The organism is Dermabacter vaginalis (genome assembly GCF_001678905.1).
GTDB lineage: Bacteria > Actinomycetota > Actinomycetes > Actinomycetales > Dermabacteraceae > Dermabacter > Dermabacter vaginalis.
Genome location: NZ_CP012117.1, coordinates 1,851,220 through 1,873,410 on the forward strand (window position 1 = coordinate 1,851,220; position 22,191 = coordinate 1,873,410).

Annotated in this window: 23 protein-coding genes; 4 read left to right on the top strand and 19 right to left on the bottom strand. The window is 63.6% G+C overall.

The window, feature by feature from the left end; all coding sequences use genetic code 11:
• Positions 1–135: 135 nt before the first annotated feature.
• Both nusA and DAD186_RS10990 read right to left on the bottom strand, forming a co-directional pair.
• Complete coding sequence (nusA, locus tag DAD186_RS08145) at positions 136–1,104, bottom strand: transcription termination factor NusA (RefSeq protein ID WP_065248238.1); 969 nt, start codon at positions 1,102–1,104, stop codon at positions 136–138.
• Between the two features lie 51 nt (positions 1,105–1,155).
• Complete coding sequence (locus DAD186_RS10990) at positions 1,156–1,713, bottom strand: ribosome maturation factor RimP (RefSeq protein ID WP_065248239.1); 558 nt, start codon at positions 1,711–1,713, stop codon at positions 1,156–1,158.
• Between the two features lie 96 nt (positions 1,714–1,809).
• On the opposite strand from DAD186_RS10990, the gene DAD186_RS08155 reads away from it, so the two are divergent.
• Complete coding sequence (locus DAD186_RS08155) at positions 1,810–2,856, top strand: DUF4439 domain-containing protein (protein WP_065248240.1); 1,047 nt, start codon at positions 1,810–1,812, stop codon at positions 2,854–2,856.
• Between the two features lie 18 nt (positions 2,857–2,874).
• Here DAD186_RS08155 and DAD186_RS08160 read toward each other — a convergent pair whose 3' ends face one another.
• Positions 2,875–4,641 carry a proline--tRNA ligase gene (locus DAD186_RS08160; protein WP_065248241.1) on the bottom strand — a complete coding sequence of 589 codons (1,767 nt, stop codon included), beginning with the start codon at positions 4,639–4,641 and terminating at the stop codon, positions 2,875–2,877.
• A gap of 145 nt (positions 4,642–4,786) precedes the next feature.
• On the opposite strand from DAD186_RS08160, the gene DAD186_RS08165 reads away from it, so the two are divergent.
• The gene (locus tag DAD186_RS08165) at positions 4,787–5,539 is read left to right on the top strand and encodes a GTP pyrophosphokinase (RefSeq protein WP_065248242.1); all 753 of its coding nucleotides are present in this window, start codon (positions 4,787–4,789) and stop codon (positions 5,537–5,539) included.
• On the opposite strand, the gene DAD186_RS08170 is transcribed toward DAD186_RS08165, so the two are convergent.
• The 9 genes from DAD186_RS08170 to rpsB all read right to left on the bottom strand — a co-directional run bounded on the left by DAD186_RS08170 (position 5,536) and on the right by rpsB (position 13,999).
• A complete protein-coding gene (locus tag DAD186_RS08170; protein WP_082991151.1) occupies positions 5,536–6,405 on the bottom strand; it encodes a GNAT family N-acetyltransferase in 870 nt (289 codons plus the stop codon). The two genes, DAD186_RS08165 and DAD186_RS08170, sit on opposite strands and share 4 nt — an antisense overlap.
• A complete protein-coding gene (locus DAD186_RS08175; protein ID WP_065248243.1) occupies positions 6,402–7,739 on the bottom strand; it encodes a M50 family metallopeptidase in 1,338 nt (445 codons plus the stop codon). Before DAD186_RS08175 ends, DAD186_RS08170 begins: the two co-directional genes overlap by 4 nt.
• Positions 7,739–8,287, bottom strand: coding sequence for a DivIVA domain-containing protein (locus DAD186_RS08180; protein ID WP_065248244.1), 549 nt, complete (start codon positions 8,285–8,287; stop codon positions 7,739–7,741). Before DAD186_RS08180 ends, DAD186_RS08175 begins: the two co-directional genes overlap by 1 nt.
• A 121-nt stretch (positions 8,288–8,408) precedes the next feature.
• Complete coding sequence (gene rlmN, locus DAD186_RS08185; RefSeq protein ID WP_065248245.1) at positions 8,409–9,674, bottom strand: dual-specificity RNA methyltransferase RlmN; 1,266 nt, start codon at positions 9,672–9,674, stop codon at positions 8,409–8,411.
• Complete coding sequence (locus DAD186_RS08190) at positions 9,667–10,662, bottom strand: phosphatidate cytidylyltransferase (protein WP_236886234.1); 996 nt, start codon at positions 10,660–10,662, stop codon at positions 9,667–9,669. Before DAD186_RS08190 ends, rlmN begins: the two co-directional genes overlap by 8 nt.
• 21 nt (positions 10,663–10,683) lie before the next feature.
• Positions 10,684–11,250 carry a ribosome recycling factor gene (frr, locus tag DAD186_RS08195; RefSeq protein WP_065248247.1) on the bottom strand — a complete coding sequence of 189 codons (567 nt, stop codon included), beginning with the start codon at positions 11,248–11,250 and terminating at the stop codon, positions 10,684–10,686.
• Positions 11,251–11,300: 50 nt separating this feature from the next.
• Complete coding sequence (pyrH, locus tag DAD186_RS08200; protein WP_065248248.1) at positions 11,301–12,065, bottom strand: UMP kinase; 765 nt, start codon at positions 12,063–12,065, stop codon at positions 11,301–11,303.
• A gap of 162 nt (positions 12,066–12,227) precedes the next feature.
• On the bottom strand, positions 12,228–13,052 hold the full coding sequence (gene tsf, locus DAD186_RS08205) for a translation elongation factor Ts (RefSeq protein WP_065248249.1): 825 nt from the start codon (positions 13,050–13,052) through the stop codon (positions 12,228–12,230).
• A 50-nt stretch (positions 13,053–13,102) separates the two neighbouring features.
• Entirely contained in the window at positions 13,103–13,999 is an 897-nt protein-coding gene (gene rpsB, locus DAD186_RS08210; protein WP_065248250.1) for a 30S ribosomal protein S2, read from the bottom strand.
• A gap of 379 nt (positions 14,000–14,378) precedes the next feature.
• Between rpsB and DAD186_RS11160 the strand changes: the two genes are divergently transcribed.
• The gene (locus tag DAD186_RS11160; protein ID WP_236886235.1) at positions 14,379–15,014 is read left to right on the top strand and encodes a murein hydrolase activator EnvC family protein; all 636 of its coding nucleotides are present in this window, start codon (positions 14,379–14,381) and stop codon (positions 15,012–15,014) included.
• 117 nt (positions 15,015–15,131) lie between these two features.
• Here the strand turns inward: DAD186_RS11160 and DAD186_RS08220 are convergent, their stop codons facing one another.
• Positions 15,132–16,133: a tyrosine recombinase XerC gene (locus DAD186_RS08220; RefSeq protein ID WP_157457120.1), complete on the bottom strand. Its 1,002-nt coding sequence runs from the start codon at positions 16,131–16,133 to the stop codon at positions 15,132–15,134.
• Between the two features lie 148 nt (positions 16,134–16,281).
• Between DAD186_RS08220 and DAD186_RS08225 the strand changes: the two genes are divergently transcribed.
• The gene (locus DAD186_RS08225; protein ID WP_065248251.1) at positions 16,282–16,461 is read left to right on the top strand and encodes a hypothetical protein; all 180 of its coding nucleotides are present in this window, start codon (positions 16,282–16,284) and stop codon (positions 16,459–16,461) included.
• A gap of 109 nt (positions 16,462–16,570) precedes the next feature.
• On the opposite strand, the gene DAD186_RS08230 is transcribed toward DAD186_RS08225, so the two are convergent.
• The 6 genes from DAD186_RS08230 to DAD186_RS08255 all read right to left on the bottom strand — a co-directional run bounded on the left by DAD186_RS08230 (position 16,571) and on the right by DAD186_RS08255 (position 22,184).
• Positions 16,571–17,887 (bottom strand): MFS transporter, encoded by a 1,317-nt coding sequence (locus DAD186_RS08230; protein WP_065248252.1) that lies wholly within the window; start codon positions 17,885–17,887, stop codon positions 16,571–16,573.
• A gap of 61 nt (positions 17,888–17,948) precedes the next feature.
• Positions 17,949–18,431 (bottom strand): MarR family winged helix-turn-helix transcriptional regulator, encoded by a 483-nt coding sequence (locus tag DAD186_RS08235; RefSeq protein ID WP_065248253.1) that lies wholly within the window; start codon positions 18,429–18,431, stop codon positions 17,949–17,951.
• Between the two features lie 72 nt (positions 18,432–18,503).
• Complete coding sequence (locus DAD186_RS08240) at positions 18,504–19,841, bottom strand: DNA-processing protein DprA (RefSeq protein ID WP_082991152.1); 1,338 nt, start codon at positions 19,839–19,841, stop codon at positions 18,504–18,506.
• Positions 19,838–21,385 carry a YifB family Mg chelatase-like AAA ATPase gene (locus tag DAD186_RS08245; RefSeq protein WP_065248255.1) on the bottom strand — a complete coding sequence of 516 codons (1,548 nt, stop codon included), beginning with the start codon at positions 21,383–21,385 and terminating at the stop codon, positions 19,838–19,840. The genes DAD186_RS08240 and DAD186_RS08245 overlap by 4 nt, the downstream gene beginning before the upstream one ends.
• Positions 21,382–21,780 (bottom strand): YraN family protein, encoded by a 399-nt coding sequence (locus DAD186_RS08250; protein ID WP_065248256.1) that lies wholly within the window; start codon positions 21,778–21,780, stop codon positions 21,382–21,384. Before DAD186_RS08250 ends, DAD186_RS08245 begins: the two co-directional genes overlap by 4 nt.
• Before the next feature lie 104 nt (positions 21,781–21,884).
• Positions 21,885–22,184 (bottom strand): DUF2469 family protein, encoded by a 300-nt coding sequence (locus DAD186_RS08255; protein ID WP_065248257.1) that lies wholly within the window; start codon positions 22,182–22,184, stop codon positions 21,885–21,887.
• Between the last annotated feature and the right edge of the window lie 7 nt (positions 22,185–22,191).

Consider the following 22,191-nt stretch of genomic DNA (forward strand, 5'->3'; position numbering starts at 1 on the left):
GCGATGATGGCGCCATTTCCTCTCAGGTACGAATGATCAGCCCTTCTAGTCTACCCCCGGCATGCGACACCGCGGCGAATTGCTCTCGCCGCCGTGCGCACTATCACGTGAAGAACTGGTCCCTCGTGCGCGACCTCAGCCTTCCTGCCCCTCGGTGCGGATGTCGATCCGCCAGCCCGTGAGCTTCGCGGCAAGGCGTGCATTTTGGCCTTCCTTGCCGATCGCGAGCGAAAGTTGGTTCTCGGGCACAACTGCGCGAACCTGGCGATTGACCTCGTCGGTGACCACGACCGAGGCCACTCGCGCGGGGCTAAGCGCGTTGCTCACGTACGTGGCGGGATTGTCATCGAAATCCACGATGTCGATCTTTTCGCCTTCGAGTTCGCTCATGACTGAGCGCACGCGCGCTCCCATGGGGCCAATGCACGCGCCCTTGGCGTTGACGCCCTCGATGTTGGCCCGCACCGCCATCTTCGTGCGGTGGCCCGACTCGCGCGCAAGCGCCACGATCTCAACCGTGCCGTCGGCAATTTCGGGAACCTCGAGTTCGAAGAGTTTGCGCACGAAATTCGGGTGGGTGCGCGAAAGCGTGATCGCGGGCCCCTTCGGGCCGCGGCGCGTATCAACGACATAGGCGCGAATACGCTTGCCGTGGGGGTAGCTTTCACCGGGCACCTGCTCGTGGGGCGGAAGGAGGGCTTCGACGCTCCCCAGGTCGACCTGGATCATGCGGGCATCGCGCCCTTGCTGGATCACTCCCGAGACGATGTCGTCGGCGCGACCGGCGAACTCACCGAGAACGGCCTCATCCTCGAGCGCACGAATGCGCTGGAAAATCACCTGACGTGCAATCGACGCGGCGACGCGACCGAAGCCCTCCGGGGTGTCATCCCACTCCTCGACTTCGCCATCGACATCGACATCGCGGGCAATGACCGTCACGACGCCCGTTTTCGAGTCGATCTCGACTCGTGCGTCGCGCGCGGGGTGAGGCGTGTGCTGATAGGCGGCAAGAAGGGCACTCGAGATCGCCTCGAGGAGTACCTCCATGCTTATCTCGCGTTCGCGTTCGAGCGCGCGAAGCGCTCCCATATCGATATCCATTGCGTACTCCTTCTGCTCTGTTCTTCAATTATGTGCGGTGGTTGACCGGGACTAACGAAACTCGAGGTGAATTTCTGCTCGGGCGACGTCGGAAACCGGCATCCTGTGTGGGCCGGGCGGAACTTTCTCGGCCCGCGGCGTTTTTGCGTTTTTCCTCGGGACATGCGGCGGCTTCTGCACATCGAACACCAGCTCATCGCCTTCGACCTCTTCGAGTCGGCCGAGGAAGGTGCGGCCCGAGGTGTCTTCGACGTCAAGCAGGCGCGTGCGCGCACGTTTGAAATGGCGAAGCTCTGTAAGGGGGCGGAACACGCCCGGTGTCGTCACCTCGAGCGTCGAAGGGCCCTCGCCTATGAGGCTTGCGTCCGCATCGAGGAGGGCGGAGAGTTCCCGGGATACGTCGGTGACGGTATCGAGGTCGGCGCTTCCAATCTCCTCTTCGGGGAGGTCCACAACGACGTCGAGAAGCGTGGCCGCACCGCGCCTCTGCGTGTCGAGTGATTCGAGGACGAGACCGTGCTTCTCAATGATGGGCTCGAAAACCTTCGAAAGCTGCTCGATCTGCCCGCCCTTGACCGAGGAGGAGTTCTTCTCCACGTTCTGCTCCATAGGGCTCCTTTCGCACGCTCGCGCCTGCCCACTAGAGTGGGATACCGAGATCATAGTGTGCTGAACATCGTGGCACATTCGGGAGCGAGGAGCCACATGAGAAACGCCCGAAAAGTCCTGGCCAGGCGCGGGTTTCTCGCTGGGGCTCTCGCTGCGCCGTTTCTCGCGGGCTGCTCCGGCCCCACACGAATCGCCATCGGGGGGCGCGAGGCCTACACGCCCCCTCCCCCGGGAATCGACGAGATTTATCGCACGGAGCTTCTGGAAGCTGTGACAGATCTCGCCATGAGCCTCGCACACGCCGAAACGCACGGCGATTTCCCCGCCTTCCTCACCGGCCCGCTCGAGACCCATCAAAGGGCGCTACGCACAGGCGCTGAGCAGGAGAAGGCCGCTTCTGCCGAAGCGGAAAGCTCCGCGCACTCCACTTCGCCATCCGAGAGCGCAGTTCGTGGCGCGAAGGAGCCGGTCACACAAGCCATGACGAAAACTTCGCATGACCTCGCCGCCCTCCGCGATCTCTACGCACACGCAGCGATCCAAGTCTCCGGCGACTTCGCCGATTTATGCGCCGCGGGGGCGGCATGGGCCGAGCAGTCAGCCATTCGGCTCGCTCACCGCGCTCATGCCGCGGGCGTCAACGGCGTGAAGGCCCCCGAGAAACTTTCCGATCTGAAACCCGCTCGCGAGGTCCCGGAAATCGACCCGCCCGAACCCGCCACGGCGGACCTCATCGCGACCCCACTCAAAGATGCGCAAATCGACGAAAACTTCGCCGCCTACGCTCTCGAGGTAGCGGCGACCCGTGTCGTAGAGAGCCACCGCGACGCGTACGTGAAGGCCGCGAACGCCCATGCCGCACGTGCCGAGGCATTCGCCGAGGTCGCCGAGCACCTCGGTCTCGATCCCGTCGCGCGCGAGGCAGGGTATGCGCTTCCGCGCCCGCTCGGGGCGAAAGACGCTGCGAAAATGCGCGTCGATGTCGAGGCACAATCCCTCGCGAACGCCGTCGAACTCGCGGGCCTGGCACCGTTTACCGAACGCGCCACATTCGTGCGTGCAGCGCTCGAGAGCGCGAGGGCTCTCGAGCCACTTCAAGAGCGAATCGCCCCGTTCCCGGGGATCGACGCGGGAGAGAACTAGAACAGCGGAACGCGTGACCTACCCGCGCAGATCCTTGAGGATCTCTTCGAGCGCGCTCTCCACCGGAACCTCTCGGCTCTCGCCACTTTGGCGGTCACGCACTTCCACAACTCCCTTCTCGAGGCCACGGCCTACGACGACGGTTGTGGGGAGGCCGAGCAGCTCAGCATCCTTAAACTTCACGCCGGGTGAGACCTTCGGGCGGTCGTCGAAGAGCACGTCAAAGCCCTCTGATTCAAGCGCCGAGGCAATCTCCTCCGCTTTGTCAAACACGTCCTGGTTCTTGCCGGTCGCGAGGACGTGCACGTCGAGCGGCGCGATCGCGCGCGGCCATGCGAGGCCTTTCTCGTCGTGAGAGGTCTCCGCGATGGCGGCAACGGCACGCGTCACGCCGATGCCGTAGGAGCCCATCGTTACGACCTGCTGCTTGCCGTTCTCGTCGAGAACCTTGAGACCAAGCGCCTCGGCGTATTTGCGGCCAAGCTGGAAGATGTGCCCCATTTCCATACCGCGCGTGAGCGTGAGCGGGCCCGAACCGTCCGGTGACGGATCACCGTCGCGTACCTCGGCGACCTCGGCGAAGCCGTCGCCTACGAAGTCGCGACCGGCCACAACACCGAGCGTGTGCTCGCCTTCGCGATTCGCGCCCGTCACCCACGTCGTGCCGTCCACGGCACGCGGATCGAGCAGGAGGCGATAGCCATTGGCCTCAAGCCCCCACCCCTGCGGGCCGATGTAGCCCTTTTTCACCGCCGGATACTTCTCGAAGTCCGCTTCGGTGAAGGGACGCACCTCGTTCGGGGCGAGCGCGGTCTCGAGGCGTTTCTCATCCGCCTGGCGATCACCGGGGATCATGATCAGCAGCGGGGATTCTTCACCTTCGGGGGTCTTTTCGATGTACACGAGCGCCTTGAGGGTGTCGGTCGCTTCCCAGGCTCGAGAGTCTTCTCGCGGCGCGTTCTCGTTGAGGAACCGCACGAGCGCGTCGATCGTCGTGGCACCGGGCGTCTCAATCTCGCGAGCGGCAGGGAGTGCTGCAATGGCCTCCGCATCGAGAGCTTCACCGGCGACCGTCGTCACGGCCTCCACGTTGGCCGCGTACCCCGCGGGACTGAGCGCGAACGTATCCTCGCCTACGGGGGTCGGATGAAGGAACTCCTCGGAGCGTGAACCACCCATCGCACCCGCATCGGCCTTAGCGATGACGATCTCGAGTCCGAGGCGCTCGAACACACGCTGGTAGGCCTCGCGCATGATCATGTAGGAGCGCTCGAGGCCCTCGTCGTTGATGTCAAAGCTGTAGGCGTCTTTCATCACGAACTCGCGAACGCGAAGAAGACCCGCACGCGGGCGAGCCTCGTCGCGGTACTTCGTTTGCACCTGATAGAGGGAGATTGGTAGGTCCTTGTAGGACGTGAAGAGATCTTTCACCGCGAGGGTAAACATTTCCTCGTGGGTGGGGCCGAGAAGCATGTCGGCGCCCTTGCGGTCCTTGAGCCGGAAGAGGTTATCGCCGTATTCGCTCCAGCGGTTCGTTTCCTCGTACGGCTCGCGCGGAAGAAGCGCGGGGAAGAGAATCTCGTGGCTGCCGGCCGCATCCATCTCTTCGCGCACGATCGCTTCGACCTTCCGAAGGACCTTGAGTCCCAGCGGAAGCCACGTGTAAATACCGGGGGCCGTGCGGCGAATGTAGCCGGCGCGCACGAGCAGTTTGTGGCTCGCGAACTCGGCTTCGGCCGGGTCCTCTCGAAGCGTGCGAATGAAGCTCGATGACATGCGAAGCATGGGGCGTTGTCCTCCTGGCAACAGGGGTTTTTGAGGCGAATTCCTCAGGCTCTCACAGTGTAGTGCGCGCACCGCGCACACCCCGTGATATCCCAGGACGCACCGCGTATCGTGGAGTGTCACTCATCACCACGGGAAGGTCGAAATGTCTGAGCCGCTCACGCTTTCGGGTATCGCACCGTCGCCCTCAATCGCGTACTTGCGGGCCCTCATCGGCGAGGGAGAAACGCTGCGCGAAGAGATCGAAGGCGATGCCGACCGGCTCATGCAAATTGTTCGCGAGAAACTCGAGGGATTCCTCATGCCCTACGAGTTCGGCCTGAAGGAAATCCTCACGAAGATCGAAATTCTCTCGGGCGAGTGGGATGTCACGACCCCACACAACCCCATCGAGCACGTGAAAACGCGCGTCAAGTCCATGGACTCGCTGCTCGGCAAACTCGTTCGCACCGGGTGCCCGCCCGATCTCGAGGAGATTCGCCACCGCATCCGCGATATCGGTGGGGCGCGCATTACCTGCAGCTATGTGCAAGATTGCTACCTCGTCGCCCACGCGCTTGCTTCGCAACCCGACATCACCCTTCTCGAGGAAAAGGACTACATCGCGAACGTCAAGCCAAGCGGCTACCGTTCCCTCCACCTCATTCTCGAGGTTCCCGTGTTCCTCTCGACCCGCACGATCGATGTACCGATAGAGGTGCAAATCCGCACGATCGCCATGGACTTTTGGGCGAGCGCCGAACACGAGCTCAAGTACAAATACAAGGGTGAGTTACCCGCCGAGATGCGCGCAAAGCTCGTCCAGATCGCCGCCACCGCCGCAAGCCTCGACGAACAAATGGGGATCGTGCGCGAGCAGATCGAGGGCCCCTCACTGCCCACCCGTGACAACGCCTAGTAAAGAACCGTTGCGAGTTCCCCTATCGGAATGAAGCCCGCGCGCTCATACGCTCGCCTCGCCCGCGTATTAAACGAGTTCACGTAGAGCGTCACGCGCGGAGCATGATCGCGACGAATGAGCTCAGCGGTCTCCCTCATGAACGGTGCGGCGAGCCCCCTGCCGCGATAGGCGGGATCAATCCACACGCCGTGTATTTGCCCGACGCCGCCGAAGAGCGCACCGAGATCCGCCTTGAAAATCACTCTCTCGCCATCACATGCGATGTACGTTCGGCCTTCGTGAAGTAAATGCTCCACACGCGCGCGATACCCCCGGCCGCCATCGCCGCGACACGGATCCGTTCCCACCTCCTCACGAAACATTGCCACGGAGGCGGGGAACACGCGGGGCAGGTCACGTGGCTTAGCGGCCACCACCGTGGTGGGGGTGGGTTCCGACGTTTGCTCGGCGGAATATTCGAGCAGCGGCTGGTGGCCTCGTACCTCGCGCTCGCGGGGCATCCCCTCGCGCATCACCTGCCACATGTGCATGGCGATACTGCGCTCTGCCACGATCGAGGAATAGCGCGTGGAAAGTGAGAGTGCATGCCGAGCAAGGCGGTCGATGGCGTCGAACGACTCGGGGGCGAGAACGCTCGCGCTCACACCGTGCCAAAGGATTCCTCTGAGGTGTGTGCCGTGCACGAGAACCGTGAACTCGGAGCCGCTGCGGCCAACGGCCACGAGTTCCTCAAACCGCGCCGAGGCGAGAGTGCTCACGTGCGCTTCGCGCTGCATGGCTTCGCGCGCGGGGCTGAGCCATTCCCCGTCAAGGGGATGGAGATCCGCGGGGCGCCTCCGCCAAAGGGTGGAAAGTAGACTCACCGGAACAGGGTCACCGGCTTCACGATGTCGGCATAGATCAGCAGCACGCTCATGAGGATAAAGGCTAGCGCGATCACGTTCGTGACGGGCAGCATGCGCGAAGCATCAACTGGACCGGGATCAGGCTTGCCGCGTAGCTTCGCAAGGCGCCGGCGGGCCGCCTCGTAGAGTGCGGAAGCAACATGGCCGCCATCGAGCGGCATGAGCGGCACGAGGTTGAACACGAAAAGGGCCATGTTGAGCGAGCCGAGCATCGAGAGGAATGTCCAGGCTTTCTCCTTGAGCGAGAAGCTCGGCGAGTCATGAGAGACGATCTCTCCCGCGAGCCTGCTCACTCCCACAACGCCCATGGGGCCGTTTTGGTCGCGTTCTTCGCTACTGAAGACAGCCTTGCCGATGTCCCATACGCGCACGGGCAACGTCACGACAACCTTCGCGGTACCCGCGAACTGCTCCCATACGGCTCCTGGGACCTCGGTAAGTGGCCTCGGCGTGAGTTCTTGCGTGCCGGTCACGCCAAGGAATCCGGCCTCGACCGTGGCGTAGGTACCGTCGGCCTTCTTCACCGGCGCACCCTCCGCATCCCGTGCGACGACCTCGTTCGCCACGGGGGTAGCCTTCACGACCATCTCCCTGCCGTCACGCACAAGGCCGATCTCGATGCTTTCGTTCGGGTGCTCCCGGATGAGCGTGCTCATGGCGTGAAAGTTCGCGACCTCGGTCCCGTCTACCGACGTAATCACGTCACCGGGGCGGATACCCGCCGCGTACGCGGGCGCCTCGGGCATCCCCTCGCAGGACGCATCCTTGGGCGCGGTCGCGGGAACGACGCACCGTGACACCGCGTCCACTTCCGAGGTCACGTTTGGCAGCCCGAAGCCGCTCAGCACGATCGCCGTGAGAACGATCGAAATAAGGAGGTTCATCGTGGGCCCGCCAAGCATCACGACGAGCTTCTTCGGAGCGCTCAAGGACACGAACGTGCGGTGGCGATCTTCGGCCGAGTACTGGCTCGAGTCCCACCCCTTCGCTTCCTCGCTCATCTGTTGGAAAAAGCCCGTGGAATCCTCGCGGATCACGTTCGGATCCTCGCCCTTGTGCGGGGGAAACATTCCGATCATGCGAATGTAGCCGCCGAGTGGGATCGCCTTGATCCCGTACTCGGTCTCGCCCTTCACACGCGAAAAAAGAGTGGGGCCAAACCCGATCATGTACTGGGTGACACGCACGCCGAAGCGCTTCGCTGGAACGAGGTGCCCGATCTCGTGAAGGGCGATCGAGAGCCCGAGCCCGGCAACCATCAAACAGATGCCGAGCACATACAAAAGGACCATCACGGAACGGAGGCCATCACGTCAGCAACGTGATCGAGGTAGACGTCAACGACGGCCTCCTGGTAGCCATCGGCGCCTTTGCGAGCGCGGAACGCCGCCCGGCGCACATCATCCACGCTCATCGCGAAGCCATCGGTGAAATACGCATGAAGCTGGTCGCACAGGTGATCGACGTCCTCGCGGTCATAGGCCCGCTCACCCTGGCCCGCCGGGCGGAAGCGCTCACCAGCGGGGCGCGAGAGACGCTCCTGGAGAACCTCCGCGCGTTCGGTGAGGGCCGCAATCCACGCTTCTTCACCATCGCGCTCGATCGCTTCATCGCGATACTGAAGAGCGAAAGCATCCGAGAGCCGGTCGAGAGCCTCATCGACGGCGAGCATGTCGTATCCGCCTCGCACGGTCGAGAACTTCGCCGTAATGACGTCGGCAGGCTGGAAGGAGCCGTCGCGTCCCTCGTACGCCGCACGCGCGCGACGCAGGAATTCGTCGACCTCCTCAACGTTGTAGCCAAAGGTGAAACGCCCGGCACGCTGAAAAGCGGTACTCATCTACTTGCTCCCTCCCTCAACGGGGATGCTCACGCGACACATCCGGGGCGAGTGGTAGACCGCCCCTCCACCACTGTAGTGCCTGGACACGCGAAAGGCGGGCAAGCGTCGGACCCCAAAATCACGCGCCGGTGCCGCGCGCGATCTCCTCAACCCTCGCGACGCGAGCCTCACGGTCCTCACGGCGCGCATCGGTCTCCACCACGGTCGCCGCAAGCTGCCCGCACGCACCGTCGATATCGCTTCCGCGCGTATCGCGGATCGTTGCCGAAATCCCATGCTCGCGCAGAGTTTCCACGAACGTGCGCTCGACCCACGGGTCCGACGCCGTCCACTTCGAACCCTTGACAGGGTTAAGCGGGATGGGGTTAACGTGCACCCAGTGAGCGCCGCCGCGCGCGATGAGACGCTTCGCGAGAAGCTCCGCGCGTTCGGCCTGGTCGTTGATGTCGCGAATAAGCGCGTACTCGATCGAAACGCGTCGCCCCGTCGCCTCGAAGTACTCCCACGCCGCATCGAGAATGTCGTCCACATCGAAGCGCTGATTGATCGGCACGAGCTCATTACGCAGTTCGTCATCCGGTGCGTGGAGAGAGACCGCGAGCGTCACCGGAATCTCCTCCTTCACGAGCTTGCGCACGGCGGGTGCGAGGCCAACGGTCGACACGGTGATGTGGCGCGCTCCCATCCCAAAGCCTTCGGGGGTGGGGGCGTTAAGACGCTGGCACGTCGTTGCCACGGCGCGGTAGTTCGCGAGCGGCTCCCCCATGCCCATAAACACGATGTTGGACACGCGCCCCTCGCCACCGGGGAGCTCGCCGCGCGAAAGAAGCAGGTTCGCGATGCGCACCTGCTCGAGGATTTCCGCAGCTGAAAGATTCCTCGTAAGACCCATTTGGCCGGTCGCACAGAACGGGCAGTTCATGCCACAGCCGGCCTCCGACGAAATGCACAGCGTCACACGATTCGAGTAGCGCATCAGCACAGACTCCACAAGCGAACCGTCGAAGAGACGCCACAGGAACTTCTGGGTCATCCCCTGATCGGCGCTTTGCTGCGACACCTTCGTGAGAAGAGTCGGGAAGAATCGTTCAACGAGTGCCGCCCTATCGCCCTTCGGGAGGTCCGTCATGTCGTCGGGATCAGTCGTGAAGTGCTCGAAATAGTGCGTCGAGAGCTGCTTCGCGCGGAAGGCGGGAAGCCCCATCTCCTTGACAGCCTCGACACGTTCCTCGAGCGTAAGGTCAGCGAGGTGTGCAGGCGGTTTGCCGCGCCGCGAAGGCCGCAACTGCAGCTGGCCGGGGGCGAGCCGAACGGGCTCGCCCTCGACCACCTCGCGCGAAAGGTCCTTCGCCACATCGAGTTTCGGGGTGGGTTTCTCAACCACTGATGGCCTCCACAATCGCGAGAAGTATAAACAGGGTCGGGGCAGTGAGAAGCATGGAATCGAGGCGATCCATCATGCCGCCGTGCCCCGGAAGCAGTTGCCCCATATCTTTGAGGCGAAGGTCGCGCTTCAAAAGGGACTCACTCAGATCGCCGATGGTCGAAACCACGACCATGACGGCGCCGAACGCGAGCGCCCACCACACACCAATCTCAGGCAGCCACATGTGACCAATGAGGCCTGCGGCGGCGATGCCGCCCGCGAGGGAGCCCACAAAGCCCTCCCACGACTTCTTCGGGCTAATACTCGGCGCCATCGGATGCTTGCCGAAGAGCACGCCTACCGCGTAGCCGCAGGTATCGTTCATGATCGGCACAACGAGGGCAAACATCACCTTGTTCGCCCCGTTCGGCTGCGCCATAAGCAGGATCGTGAAACTGGCCATGAACGGCACCCACAAAAGCGCGAAAATTCCCGCAACCGTATCGCGCAGCGCCATGAGGCCAGTCGCCTCGGTTGTGCGCCACACAATGAGGACGAGCGCGCCCACGATCGTCGACACAAGAAGGCCCGAGGCCCCGTACTGCCACGCCGAGACGACAACGCCCACACTCGCGACAAGGAGCGGGATGGCGGGGACACGCAAGCGTGCCCCTTCAAGAGCATTCGCCACTTCGAGAGTGGCGATCACGACGGCGATCGCCACGACGGGTGTGAACAGGATCGGGAGCACGTACAGGCACCCGAATAACACGGCCACGAGGGCGAGGCCTACGGCGATCGCGGCAGGCAGATCCCGCCCCGCGCGCGATGTTCGGGAGTGGGTCGGAGCGGGCCGTTCAGAAACCTCCGCGACGAGCCGCTCCTCGCTCACGAGGGTTGCGGAAGGCGCGAGAGGCACCTCCGGTGAAGCACTTTCAGATACGGCAACGGCCGCGCCCGGCACATTGCTAGGCACGGCGCGTCGACGACCGTGACGTGTGTTCACGAATAACGGAGCAAAGGCCGCTCAAACGGTGAGCAGCTCTTCTTCCTTCGCTTCGAGGGCAACATCCACCTGCTCGGTGTACTTCTTCGTGAGAACCTCGAGCTCCTTCTCGGCGCGGGTGCCTTCGTCTTCGCCGATCTCCTTGTCCTTCACGAGCTTCTCGATCGCCTTCTTCGCGTGGCCGCGCGAACCGCGGATCGCAATACGGCCATCCTCGGCCTTGGTCTTCGCGAGCTTCGTGTAGTCCTTACGGCGCTCCTCGGTGAGGGCAGGAAGCACGATGCGCAGGTTGTCGCCGTTGTTCGTAGGGTTCACGCCGAGATCAGATTCGCGAAGCGACTCCTCAATCTCTGCCATCGCGCCCTTGTCGTACGGCGTGACGATCACGGTGCGAGCTTCAGGGAACTGGAACGCCGCAAGCTGGTTGAGCGGCGTGGGGGTCCCGTAATAGTCGGCGGTGATGCCCTGGAACATCGCGGCACTCGCGCGGCCCGTGCGGATCGCGGTGAACTCTTCCTTCGTGACCTCGACCGACTTCGCCATCTTCTTTTCGGCTTCCTTGAGGATGCTTGCGGTGTCCTCGCTCATGTCTCTCGGTTCCTTCCGATTTATTAAACGTCTCGCCTGGTAAGGGTATCTTAGTCGCCCGTCACCACGGTGCCGATACGGTCACCGCGCATAGCCTTCGTGATATTGCCCGAAGGCTCGAGACCGAAGACCATCATCTGCTGTTTGTTGTCCATACACAGGCTGAAGGCCGTCGAGTCGACAACGCGCAGTCCCTCGCGCAGCGCATCCTTGTACGTCAGATGCTCGAGCTTCGTGGCGCTTGGATCCTTCTTCGGATCCGCCGTGTACACACCGTCCACGCCGTTCTTCGCCATGAGCACCTCGTGGCAACCAATTTCGAGGGCACGCTGCACGGCGACCGTGTCGGTCGAGAAGTACGGCATACCGGCGCCAGCACCAAAGATCACCACGCGCCCCTTTTCGAGATGGCGCACGGCGCGAAGTGGAAGATACGGTTCGGCGACCTGCCCCATCGTGATGGCAGTCTGCACGCGCGTGGAGGTACCCGCCTGCTCGAGGAAGTCCTGGAGCGCGAGACAGTTCATGACGGTGCCGAGCATGCCCATGTAGTCAGCGCGACGGCGATCCATGCCTCGCTGGCTCAGCTCAGCGCCGCGGAAGAAGTTGCCTCCGCCCACCACAATCGCACACTCGACGCCCGAGGCAACACCCTCGGAAATTTCTTGCGCAATACTCGAGACCACATCGGGATCAACGCCCACACGGCCCCCACCGAAAGCTTCGCCCGAAAGCTTGAGGAGCACGCGGCGCGTCCCCTCTTTCGGTTCAATCGTGGGAATCGACGACGTGATGGGATCGGGATCGGTACTCATCAACATTCCTTCCGAGAGCGGGTTCTCGGGGTCTCAGTCTACCGGCCGCGCATCGTTCACTGCTGTGGGGAAGGTCCCCGTGTGACAAGACCAAAAAGAAGCGAGGGCTCACACCGGTCGGTGTGAACCCTCGCGTTGACGCTATGGCAAGCGTCGGAAAAATCAGTTGCCCACGCGGAAGCGCACGAAACCGGTGACCTTGCCACCAGCGGCCTCAACAACCTTGCCAACGCTCTGCTTCGGATCCTTCGCGAAGGGCTGGTCGAGAAGAACGTTTTCCTTGAAGAAGCCGTTCATACGGCCCTCAACGATCTTCGGGAGAGCCTTCTCAGGCTTGCCCTCGTTCTTCGCGGTGTCCTCGGCGATGCGGCGCTCATTCTCCACGACATCCGCGGGAACGTCCTCGCGGGTGAGGTAGAGAGGCGAGTACGCAGCGATGTGCATCGCCACGTCGCGCGCAACCTCGGCACCGGCCTTGTCGGTCGCAACGAGAACGCCGACCTGGGGCGGGAGGTCCTTGTTGGTGCGGTGCATGTAGTTCGTCACGACCTCGCCCTGGACGCGGCCGATGCGACGAACGAGGATCTTCTCGCCCATCGTTGCGCCAGCGTTCGTGAGCGCCTCACCGAAGGAGGTCTCAGCGAGCTCCTCGGGGGTCGAAGCGCCCGACTCGACGGCGGCCGCAACGGCCTCGTCACCGAGAGCGATGAACTTGGCGTTCTTCGCCACGAAGTCGGTCTCCGAGTTGATCTCGACGAGCGTACCGAGCTGGCCGCCCTCAACGTCGCGAACATCGGCGGCGACGAGGCCCTCCGATGCCGCGCGGCCCTCGCGCTTGGCGATGCCCTTGAGGCCCTTGACGCGGATGATTTCGACGGCCTTCTCGTGGTCGCCGTTCGCCTCGTCGAGAGCCTTCTTGACGTCGAGCATGCCCGCGCCGGTCTTCTCGCGAATGTCCTTGATGTCTGCTGCCGTGTAGTTAGCCATTATCTGTCTCCTCTAAATGGTTGTGGGAGCGAACAGTGATAGTCGAAAAATCAGGCTTCTTCGGAGGCTGCTTCGGCAGCCTTGTCCTCGGCAGCGGGCTTCTCGGCGCTCTCCTCGGCCTTAGCCTCGGTTGCGCCTTCGGCCTTATCGGCCTCCTGCTGCTGGACCTCGGACTGCTTGAGCAGTTCCTGTTCCCACTCGGCGAGCGGCTCGGCGTCAACAGCCGAAACGTTCTTCTCGCCCTGGGTCTGCTTCGCGTGGCGCTCCTGGAGACCAGCGGCAGCGGCATCAGCCACCACGCGGGTCAGGAGGGTCACGGCGCGGATCGCGTCATCGTTGCCCGGGATGGGGTACTGAACCTCGTCCGGGTCAGCGTTCGTGTCGAGGATCGCGACGATCGGGATACCGAGCTTGGTGGCCTCGTCAACGGCGAGGTGTTCCTTCTTGGTGTCCACGATCCACACGGCCGAGGGGGCCTTGCTCATGTCACGGATGCCGCCGAGGGTCTTTTCGAGCTTTTCCTTCTCACGGCGCATCATGAGAAGTTCCTTCTTGGTCCACTGCGAGCCGGCGACGTCCTCGAAGTCGATCTGCTCGAGTTCCTTGAGGCGGTCGACGCGGCCGGAGACGGTCTGAAGGTTGGTCAGCATGCCGCCGAGCCAGCGCTGGTTCACGTAGGGCATGCCCACGCGGGTGGCCTGCTCCTGGATCGACTCCTGAGCCTGCTTCTTCGTGCCAACGAAGAGGATCGTGCCACCGTGGGCAACGGTCTCCTTGACGAAGTCGTAAGCCTGATCGATGTAGGTAAGCGACTGCTGAAGGTCGATGATGTAGATGCCGTTGCGCTCAGTGAGGATGAAACGCTTCATCTTCGGGTTCCAACGGCGGGTCTGGTGACCAAAGTGGACGCCGCTCTCGAGGAGCTGGCGGAGTGTCACAACTGCCATGGTCGTAACTACCTTTCTGGGCTCTGGGCTCGCCCGCCTCGCTCACGCACATGTGGCGTGGGTTCGATGGGGTTCTCGCGCAAAGCCTGTTCTCGTTTATTACGGGCCGACGGTTGCCGGCTCGCCCTAGCGCCCTGCGTTTGTGCCGCCACTTCCCTCATGGGAGAGTTGTGGAACGATGGCACGCGCGCGTGAGTGGGCGCGCGAAGTCACCCGCGCATGCGAGTGCTACGGCAACTCTAATACAGCGAACCTGACTCCCGCACGAATCTTGAGGGACGTGTGAGCGAGTCCGCGCCTCACACTGCACACCCCTCGCGTTTCCACAGCATGAGCACCCCCCCTTGGCACCCGCACGAGAGCACGGTGTGCTTGAGGCATGCATATCTCCATCAGGTTCGGCACCCGCGTTCTCGTGATTCTCATGCTCCTCATCGGCGCGGGCGCCCTCGCGTTCGCGCCCGCTCACGGCGCAGGTGAAGAGGACTTCCCGCAGGAGCGCGTGAGCGCGATAATCAATCGTGCCCACCGCGCAGCCTTGGCCTTCGAGGCGCTCGCTTCACCGGAGCCACCACCGCTGCTTGACTCGAGCGCCCACGAGGGCATGTGGGCCTGGCCCGTGGGCCCCGCCCACGAGGTGGTGCGCTTCTTCGAAGCACCCGCGCATCGATACGGGCCGGGGCACCGCGGCCTCGACATCGCCGGTGGCGCCCTCGAGGTTCGAGCCGTGGAGAGCGGCACCGTGACTTTCGCGGGGAAGGTCGCGGGCAAACCCGTGATCGCGATCCTCCACGGCAACGGGCTCACTTCGACCTACGAGCCGGTTCTCGCCTCGGTCTCCAAAGGAGATGCCGTGAGAAAAGAGCAGCTAATCGGGGTTATCGAGCACCCGTCGGAGCACGCCCACTGTGAGGCCGGATGCGTACACCTCGGCGCCAAGCGAGGGAAGGACTACCTGGACCCACTACCGCTTCTCGAGGGGCGTGGACCAAGCGTTCTCCTGCCAGTCGCGTAGCGCCGCACACCACCGCACCCCACGTCTATCTCCGCGCCAGCTCCACACCTTCGAGGGGAGCTCACCGTTTCCCGTGCCTTCGCCGCGAAGTGACGTCGCCCAACGTCGCGCACCCCCTTAGGCTCGGGGATGCGCTTGCTTGACGGCCTCCTTGAGGCGCTCGGCAGAGACGTGCGTGTAGATCTGCGTCGTCTGGAGCGAGGAGTGCCCCAACAAATCCTGAACACTACGCAGATCCGCACCGCCCTCCATGAGGTGCGTCGCGGCACTGTGTCGCCACGTATGCGGAGAGATGTGCCCTTCAAGGCCTCCCTCTCGGGCGGCTCGGTCGACGACAGTCCTCACCGCGCGATCGTTGATGCGACCTCCGCGCACGCCTAGGAAGAGCGCCTCGTGTTCATCACGCACAAAGCTCGACCTCGCGATACTCTCCCAGCGATCAATGGCGTTGAGCGCGGGCACCCCGAGCGGCACAACCCGCTCCTTGTTCCCCTTGCCGATCACGCGCAGCGTGCGATTCTGGCGATCCACGCTCGCACGATTGAGCGCGCACAGCTCCGAGACTCGCAAGCCGGAGGAATAGAGCACCTCCAAGATGGCCGCATCGCGCACGCGCATGGGATAGACCTCGGGCGAACTTTGTGGTCCAACGGCCTTCTCGTGCGCAGCACTCTCCGCTTCCTCGAGGATGTCACGCGCCTGAGCGGCACTGATGACGTGCGGGAGGGTGCGCCCACGCTTGGGGGCCCGCAAGCGCCTGCCGGGATCAAGCTCCACGAGGCCCGCTTCACGCAACCACGCCGTGAACGTGCGCGCGGCAGCGGCACCGCGCGCCAGGGTCGTGGGACTGTGGCCGGCCTCGGCTCTTGCCGCGAGCCACGCGCGCAGGTCCTGGATTGTCAGGTCTCGCGCCCCTCGCTTCTCACTCTCCGCGCTCCCTTGGAACGTAAATTCGAGTAGAGAAACCGCGTCGGAAAGGTAGCCCCGAATCGTGTGCTCGCTGCGCGCACGCTCAAAACGAAGATGCCGCTCGTAGCGTTCAAGAACTTCTGCATCGCCTTCGGCGATGAGGAGCGCGCGGGCCGATCGAGGCGTCCGCGTTTCACTTGTGGGGGTCATAGCTCCAGTGTGGCACGCGCCCCGTTGAAGCCTCGAGCGCCCGCCTCCGCCAATCGCATCAAGATTTCTAGGTCTTTAGTCCCTTTTTCATCCACCTAGGCGGCCGTGCGTTAAGCATGAACATATTGATTCACGTTAAGGGGTCGCCATGAGCACCACATCTACTTCCTCGTCACGCGCTGCAAGCTGGACCGGCCCGATCGCCGGCATCCTCCGCATTCTTGTAGTCGTTGTTGTCCTGCTGTTTTTCGCCGTCAACGCCGCCGATCACCTTGGCTTCGGGCGCGCATGGACGAAACTGGTGGGTGAAAAGAGCATTCTGCGCTGAGGCACTCGCGCTCACGACGAAACACCTCCGCTATGGACTCGCAAGGAGCCAGGGGCGGAGGTGTTTCGTCGTGAGGGGGCAGTTCCAGATTAAGGCACGAGTGAGCGCCTTAAACCTCGTCGCCAGCAGTGATGGCCGAGGCCTCTTCTTGCTGAGTGATGTGTGGCGTTGTCACTCGCGTGAGGAGCTTGTGGCCGCTCACGAGGATCACAATCGACATGAGGATCGCCACTGCCGCGAACCAGTAGGGGCCGCCGGCACCGAGCGCATCCGCAATCGAACCCGAAACCGCCGGGGCAATCGCACCACCGAGGAAACGCACGCCCGAGTAGGTTGAGCTTGCAATGCTGCGCGGGAGATCGGTGGCTTCCATGACCGCCTCGGTGAGGGCGGTGTTGAGAATACCGAGGAACAGGCCCGCCACAACGACGGCAGTGACGAGAAGGGGAAGACGATCCGCGCCGAGCGCCATGGTCACGAGGCACGCCGCGAGGAGCGCGAGCGTCGCCGTCAACACCGGGATGAGCCCGAAGCGCCTCGTGAGGCGCGGAGCAGCGAGAACCGAGGTGAGGGCGAGGGCAAGGCCCCACCCGAAGAACACAAGCCCGAGCTCATGCGCGCCAAACTCAATTCCGGCCGAATGCGCAGCAGCCTCGAGCGGGTAGGGCGAGTACGCAAGAAGCGTGAAGAAGCCGAAGTTGTAGCACAGCGCGGCGGCGCTCAGAAGCAAGAGAGGTGGGCGACTCAGCGCCGCAAAGCCCGCGCCGAGCGAGGCCTTGGTGGGCTGGGCGGCAGGCTTCGGCAAAAGGACGATGATGGCGATCAGGCCGATCGCCATGAGTGCGGCTGTGCCGAAAAATGGCATGCGCCACGAAATCGACCCAAGGGCACCACCGGCGAGCGGCCCCACGGCCATCCCCACACCGAGCGCGGCCTCGTACAGGATGATCGCTTGGCCCGATCCACCCGAAGCAGCACCCACGATCGCCGCGAGTGCGGTTGAAATGAACAGGGCGTTACCGAGGCCCCATCCGGCGCGGAATCCGATGATCGCGTCAACGCTTCCCGCTGTTCCCGCGAGTGCCGCGAACAGCACGATGAGGATGAGGCCCGTGATCAGGGTGCGTTTCACCCCAAGCCTGCTCGAGATGAACCCGCTGAAGAACATCGCAATCGAGGTGACAATCAGGTAGCTCGTGAAGAGCAGCATCGTTTGCGAGGGGCTCGCGTGGAGCTCGCGGCTAATCGCCGGAAGGATCGGATCCACAAGGCCGATCCCCATAAAGGAGACCATGCAGGCGAAGGCGATCGCCCACACGGCCACGGGCTGATGCAGGATCGAGGGCGCCTTCTCGGGCTTCGGTGCTTGCGGCGTGTGAGCACCTTGGTCGTGTACGCGAGTGTGCTCGGGGGCAGCAACGGACATTCGAATAAAACTCCAATCTGACGATTTTCGGGCGCGTGGTTGCGCACGAGGAGAATGGTGATTAGCGGTGGCGGCGTGCGAGAATTTCGGCGAGGTCGCCGAGAAGCACCGCCGCGCGTTCAAGGGTGCGGAGATCTTCCGCTTCGAGCGTGGCGAGCGCGGGGCGTATGGATTCGGCCGAGGCAGCGCGAGAGCGCTCAAGTTCGGCCAGGCCCGCGTTCGAGAGTGCGATGACGCTTGCACGAGCATCGCTCGCGTCCGAGCGCCGTTCGACGAGGTCATCGGCCGCCAGGCGATTGACAATCCCCGTCATCGTCGGTTGCGAAACCGACTCGCGTGCGGCGAGTTCGCCCACGCGAAGAGGACCTCCATGCCGAAGGTTTGCGAGAACGCGCACCGAAATAAGCGAACGGTTTCCTCCTGCGCTACGCCCTGCGGCACGGCCGAAGCGAAGCCCGTTCGCCACGAGGGTATTCGCCAGTTCGTCGAGCGAATCATCGCTCGAAGCGCCGGCTTCACGCCCGTCGAAATCCCCTTTTTGCATAGCCTCACTATATAGGCAACCTAAGTATCTTCTCAACGTCGCTTGCGTAAGAAAGGTCGCACCGCCGCCGGGCTAGGCGCTCTTCACATCCAAGCGGCGCACACTGTGACCCGAGTTCTCCGCGAGCCCAAGCAGTTCGAGGCGTGCGAGACTCGCGCGGACCTGCTCGCGATCAAGCGCGCACTGCGTAGCAAGCTCCCGCACCCCAATTGAGGAAAACCGCGGGATTCCATCAAAAACAAGGCGATCGAGGGGCCCGAGAAGCTCGACATCAAGCGGCAGCGCGCCGCTGGCATCGGCGGGGTTTTCGGCTCCGACGGATCCCGCGACCCCGGATGCTCCGGAAATCATGAGTTCGATGTCCTCGACCCGTGAGAGCAGCTGTGCCCCTCGTTCGGCAATGAGGCGATGGCACCCGCTGCTTTCTGCCGAAGTGACGGGCCCAGGGACGGCGCCTACGGGAAGCGAGAGAGCATCGGCGTGCGCTGCGGTGGAAAGCGCACCCGAGCGCCACGCCGCCTCGACCACGACCGTGGCCTCACTTGCCGCCGCAATGAGGCGATTACGCGAAAGGAAACGCCACCTGGTAGGCCGCGCTCCAATGGGGGCTTCGGAAAAGAGCCCTCCCTCACCCCGAACTCGCGTAAGGAGTGCGGCGTTTGCCCGCGGGTAGTAATCGTCGAGCCCACCCGCGAGGAAAGCGGCGGTGCCGCCACCTCCTTCGTGCACGCTTCGGGCAGCGAGTGCGCCCGAGTGCGCCGCCGCATCGATCCCGAGCGCGCCGCCGGAAACCACGCGTACTCCGTGCTCCGCGAGCGCCGATGCGAAATCGTAGGCGACGCTCGTCCCGTATCGAGTCGCGCCGCGCGATCCCACGAGCGCAACAGCCTTCCGCTCCTCCAACCCGCCACGGCTTCCCGCGTGCCACAGCGCAAAGGGGGCGTTAATTCCAAGCCTAGTGAGCCCAGATACCCAGCCAACCTCACCTGGGCGCACAAGCGAGATGCCGCTTTCCCTTGACCGTTCGAGGACATTTCGTGCTTCTCCCGCACGTTCGGACCACGCTGCCTTCGCGCGCTCGGCAGCCTGGCGCGCGTTGCGGATCCTCATTGATTCGTGAGCGGCCGTCACGTGGAGCCTCTCGGCCTCCGGATCAGCTGCCGCTTCCTCTAGTACATTGGCGATTTCGCGTATCGTCCCCTCGAGTGCGAGGCTCAGGGCCTCCACCGGACCTCGCGCAAGCCACAAATATCGAGCGGCCGCATCGGTGGATTCGGCGAGGGCGCTCCACACCGCTCTTGCACGACGATCGGCTTCAGCCTCCGCACCATCCGCGGGAACTGCGCTCGGCTGCCAAAAATACCCTGGTGATGCCCCTACACGATGCTCTCCCACGTGCCCAGCGCTCATGCGGCATCCTCCCCTCGAAGCTCGAGAGCCGAAGCAACATGCGCGCTCGTGGGCCGAGCGGCGCCGGCAAGGTCGGCGAGAGTCCACGCGACTCGCCGCACGCGATCGCGGCCCCTCATCGTGAGACGCCCTCGTTCAACGGCGCGCACCAAGATTGCCTCATCGCTCTGCTCAAGCGGCATCTCTTGGTCGAGAAAACGGCCACTCAGCTGGGCATTCACAACGTAACCGCTGCCGTCGAGACGCCGATTTTGCGCCTCTCGGGCCGCGCATACTCTCTCGCGGATGTCGGCACTCGATTCCTCGTGCGATGCGCCGCTGAGCGTGCGTACGGGTGTAAGCCTGAGGCGAAGGTCGAGGCGATCAACAATCGGGCCCGAGAGCCTCGCCATGTAGCGGCGGCGCTGCATGGAGGTGCAGCGGCATCGGTCGCCGCGCGCATCGGCGTTTCCACACGGGCAGGGGTTCGCCGCAAGCACCAACTGAAACGCGGCTGGGTAGGTGGCGACTCCACGCGTGCGATGAAGAGACACCTCTCCCGTTTCAAGCACTTCCCGGAGCGACTCGAGAACTTTCGGCGCAAATTCGGGCGCTTCGTCGAGGAACAGCACTCCCCCGTGGGCGCGCGAGACCGCCCCGGGACTTGCGAGATTACTGCCGCCGCCAATGATGGAGGCGACGCTTGACGTGTGATGCGGCGCGATGAACGGCGCCTCGCGCACGAGGCCGCGCGTGGCATCGAAGTCTCCCGCGATCGAGGAAAGCGCGCTTAATTCGAGGGCGCGTTGAGCCTCGAGTGGAGGGAGGATGCTGGGCAGACGTGAGGCGATCATACTTTTGCCCGCACCGGGCGGTCCGAGTAGGAGCATGTGATGCCCGCCTGCCGCGGCAACCTCTGCCGCTTCGCGCCCGCGTTTTTGCCCCTTGACATCGAGAAAGTCGAGGCGTTCGCGCTCGGTGTCCGGATCCTCACCCTCATCCCTCTCCTCGCGTTCCAGCACATCAAAGAGCGCGCGCCGCGACCATTCGGCTCTACCGCCGAAGCCCTCGATGACCTCCCCTAGGTGCCGCGCCGATCGAACCTCAATACCGGGCACGAGCCGCGCTTCTTCAGCATTGGCCGCGGCCACGACGACGCGCCGCACCCCACTCTTTTCCGCCGCGAGCACGGCGGGCAAAATCCCCGGAACCGGCCGGAGGCTCCCGTCCAGGGCAAGCTCGGCAACGAACAATGTGCTCTCGAGGTTTCCCGGCGGGAGAACACCCTTCGCGGCGAGGGTCGCGACGGCTATCGGCAGGTCGAATCCCGAGCCGCTCTTTTTCATCCACGCCGGCGAGAGATTCACGGTGACCTTCTTCTCCCCCACGGCATGGCCGGCATTGGCACACGCGCTCTTGACGCGCTCGCGCGCCTGGAGGGTCGAGGAATCGGGAAGTCCCACGATCACAAATGCGGGAAGCCCCCGACTAATTTCGCATTCGACCTCGACAATGCGCCCTTCAAGCCCCCACAGGCTCATGCCCAGTACGCGCGCGACGCTCATGCTCCCACCGCCTTGAGATGTGTGACCTCGACGAACCCGCCGGGCATCACGAACACACCGAAAGCATCGAGTCGCACCTGGGAATGCCGGGGGCTTCGCTCGAGGAAGTAGGCGCCGATCATCGTGCGAAGCTTGCGCACTTTGCGCGCATCAACCGCACCCACGGCAGAGCCCATCACGAGGCTTCGCCGCGTTTTGACTTCGACAAACACGAGGGTGTCACCGTCGCGGGCGACGATATCGATTTCGCCGTGGCGCGTGCGAAAATTCCGTTCGAGAATTTCGTAGCCCGAACGCGCGAGGATATCGGCGGCGATGTCCTCGCCGAGGTTGCCGAGTTTCTTGGTGGGGAGCTTATCGGCACCGCGGGTGTCGACTCCTGTCGTGATCGTCATGCCTCACACGATGCCGAATGCCCGCGTCAGTGTCAGCCGCCACCTTGCGACTTGTGGACGGACGAGCGCTGTGGGGCGCGAGCCACCCCTTCGCGGTCGACTTCTTAGATGTCGAACGCGGGCTTTTCGAGCTCTTCAACGTTGACGTCTTTAAACGTCAGTACACGAACGGTGCGCACGAATCGCGAAGTGCGGTGCACATCCCACACCCATGCATCGGCGAGGTTCAGTTCGTAAAACACCTCGCCGCCTGCGTGCTGAACGTGCACGTCGACCTGGTTCGCGAGATAAAGCCGGCGCTCGGTCTCGACGCGGTAGGCGTAGGTTCCCACGACATCGCGGTATTCGCGATAGAGCTGGAGCTCCATGTCGGCCTCGTAGGCGTCGAGATCATGCACGTTCATGTTGCTC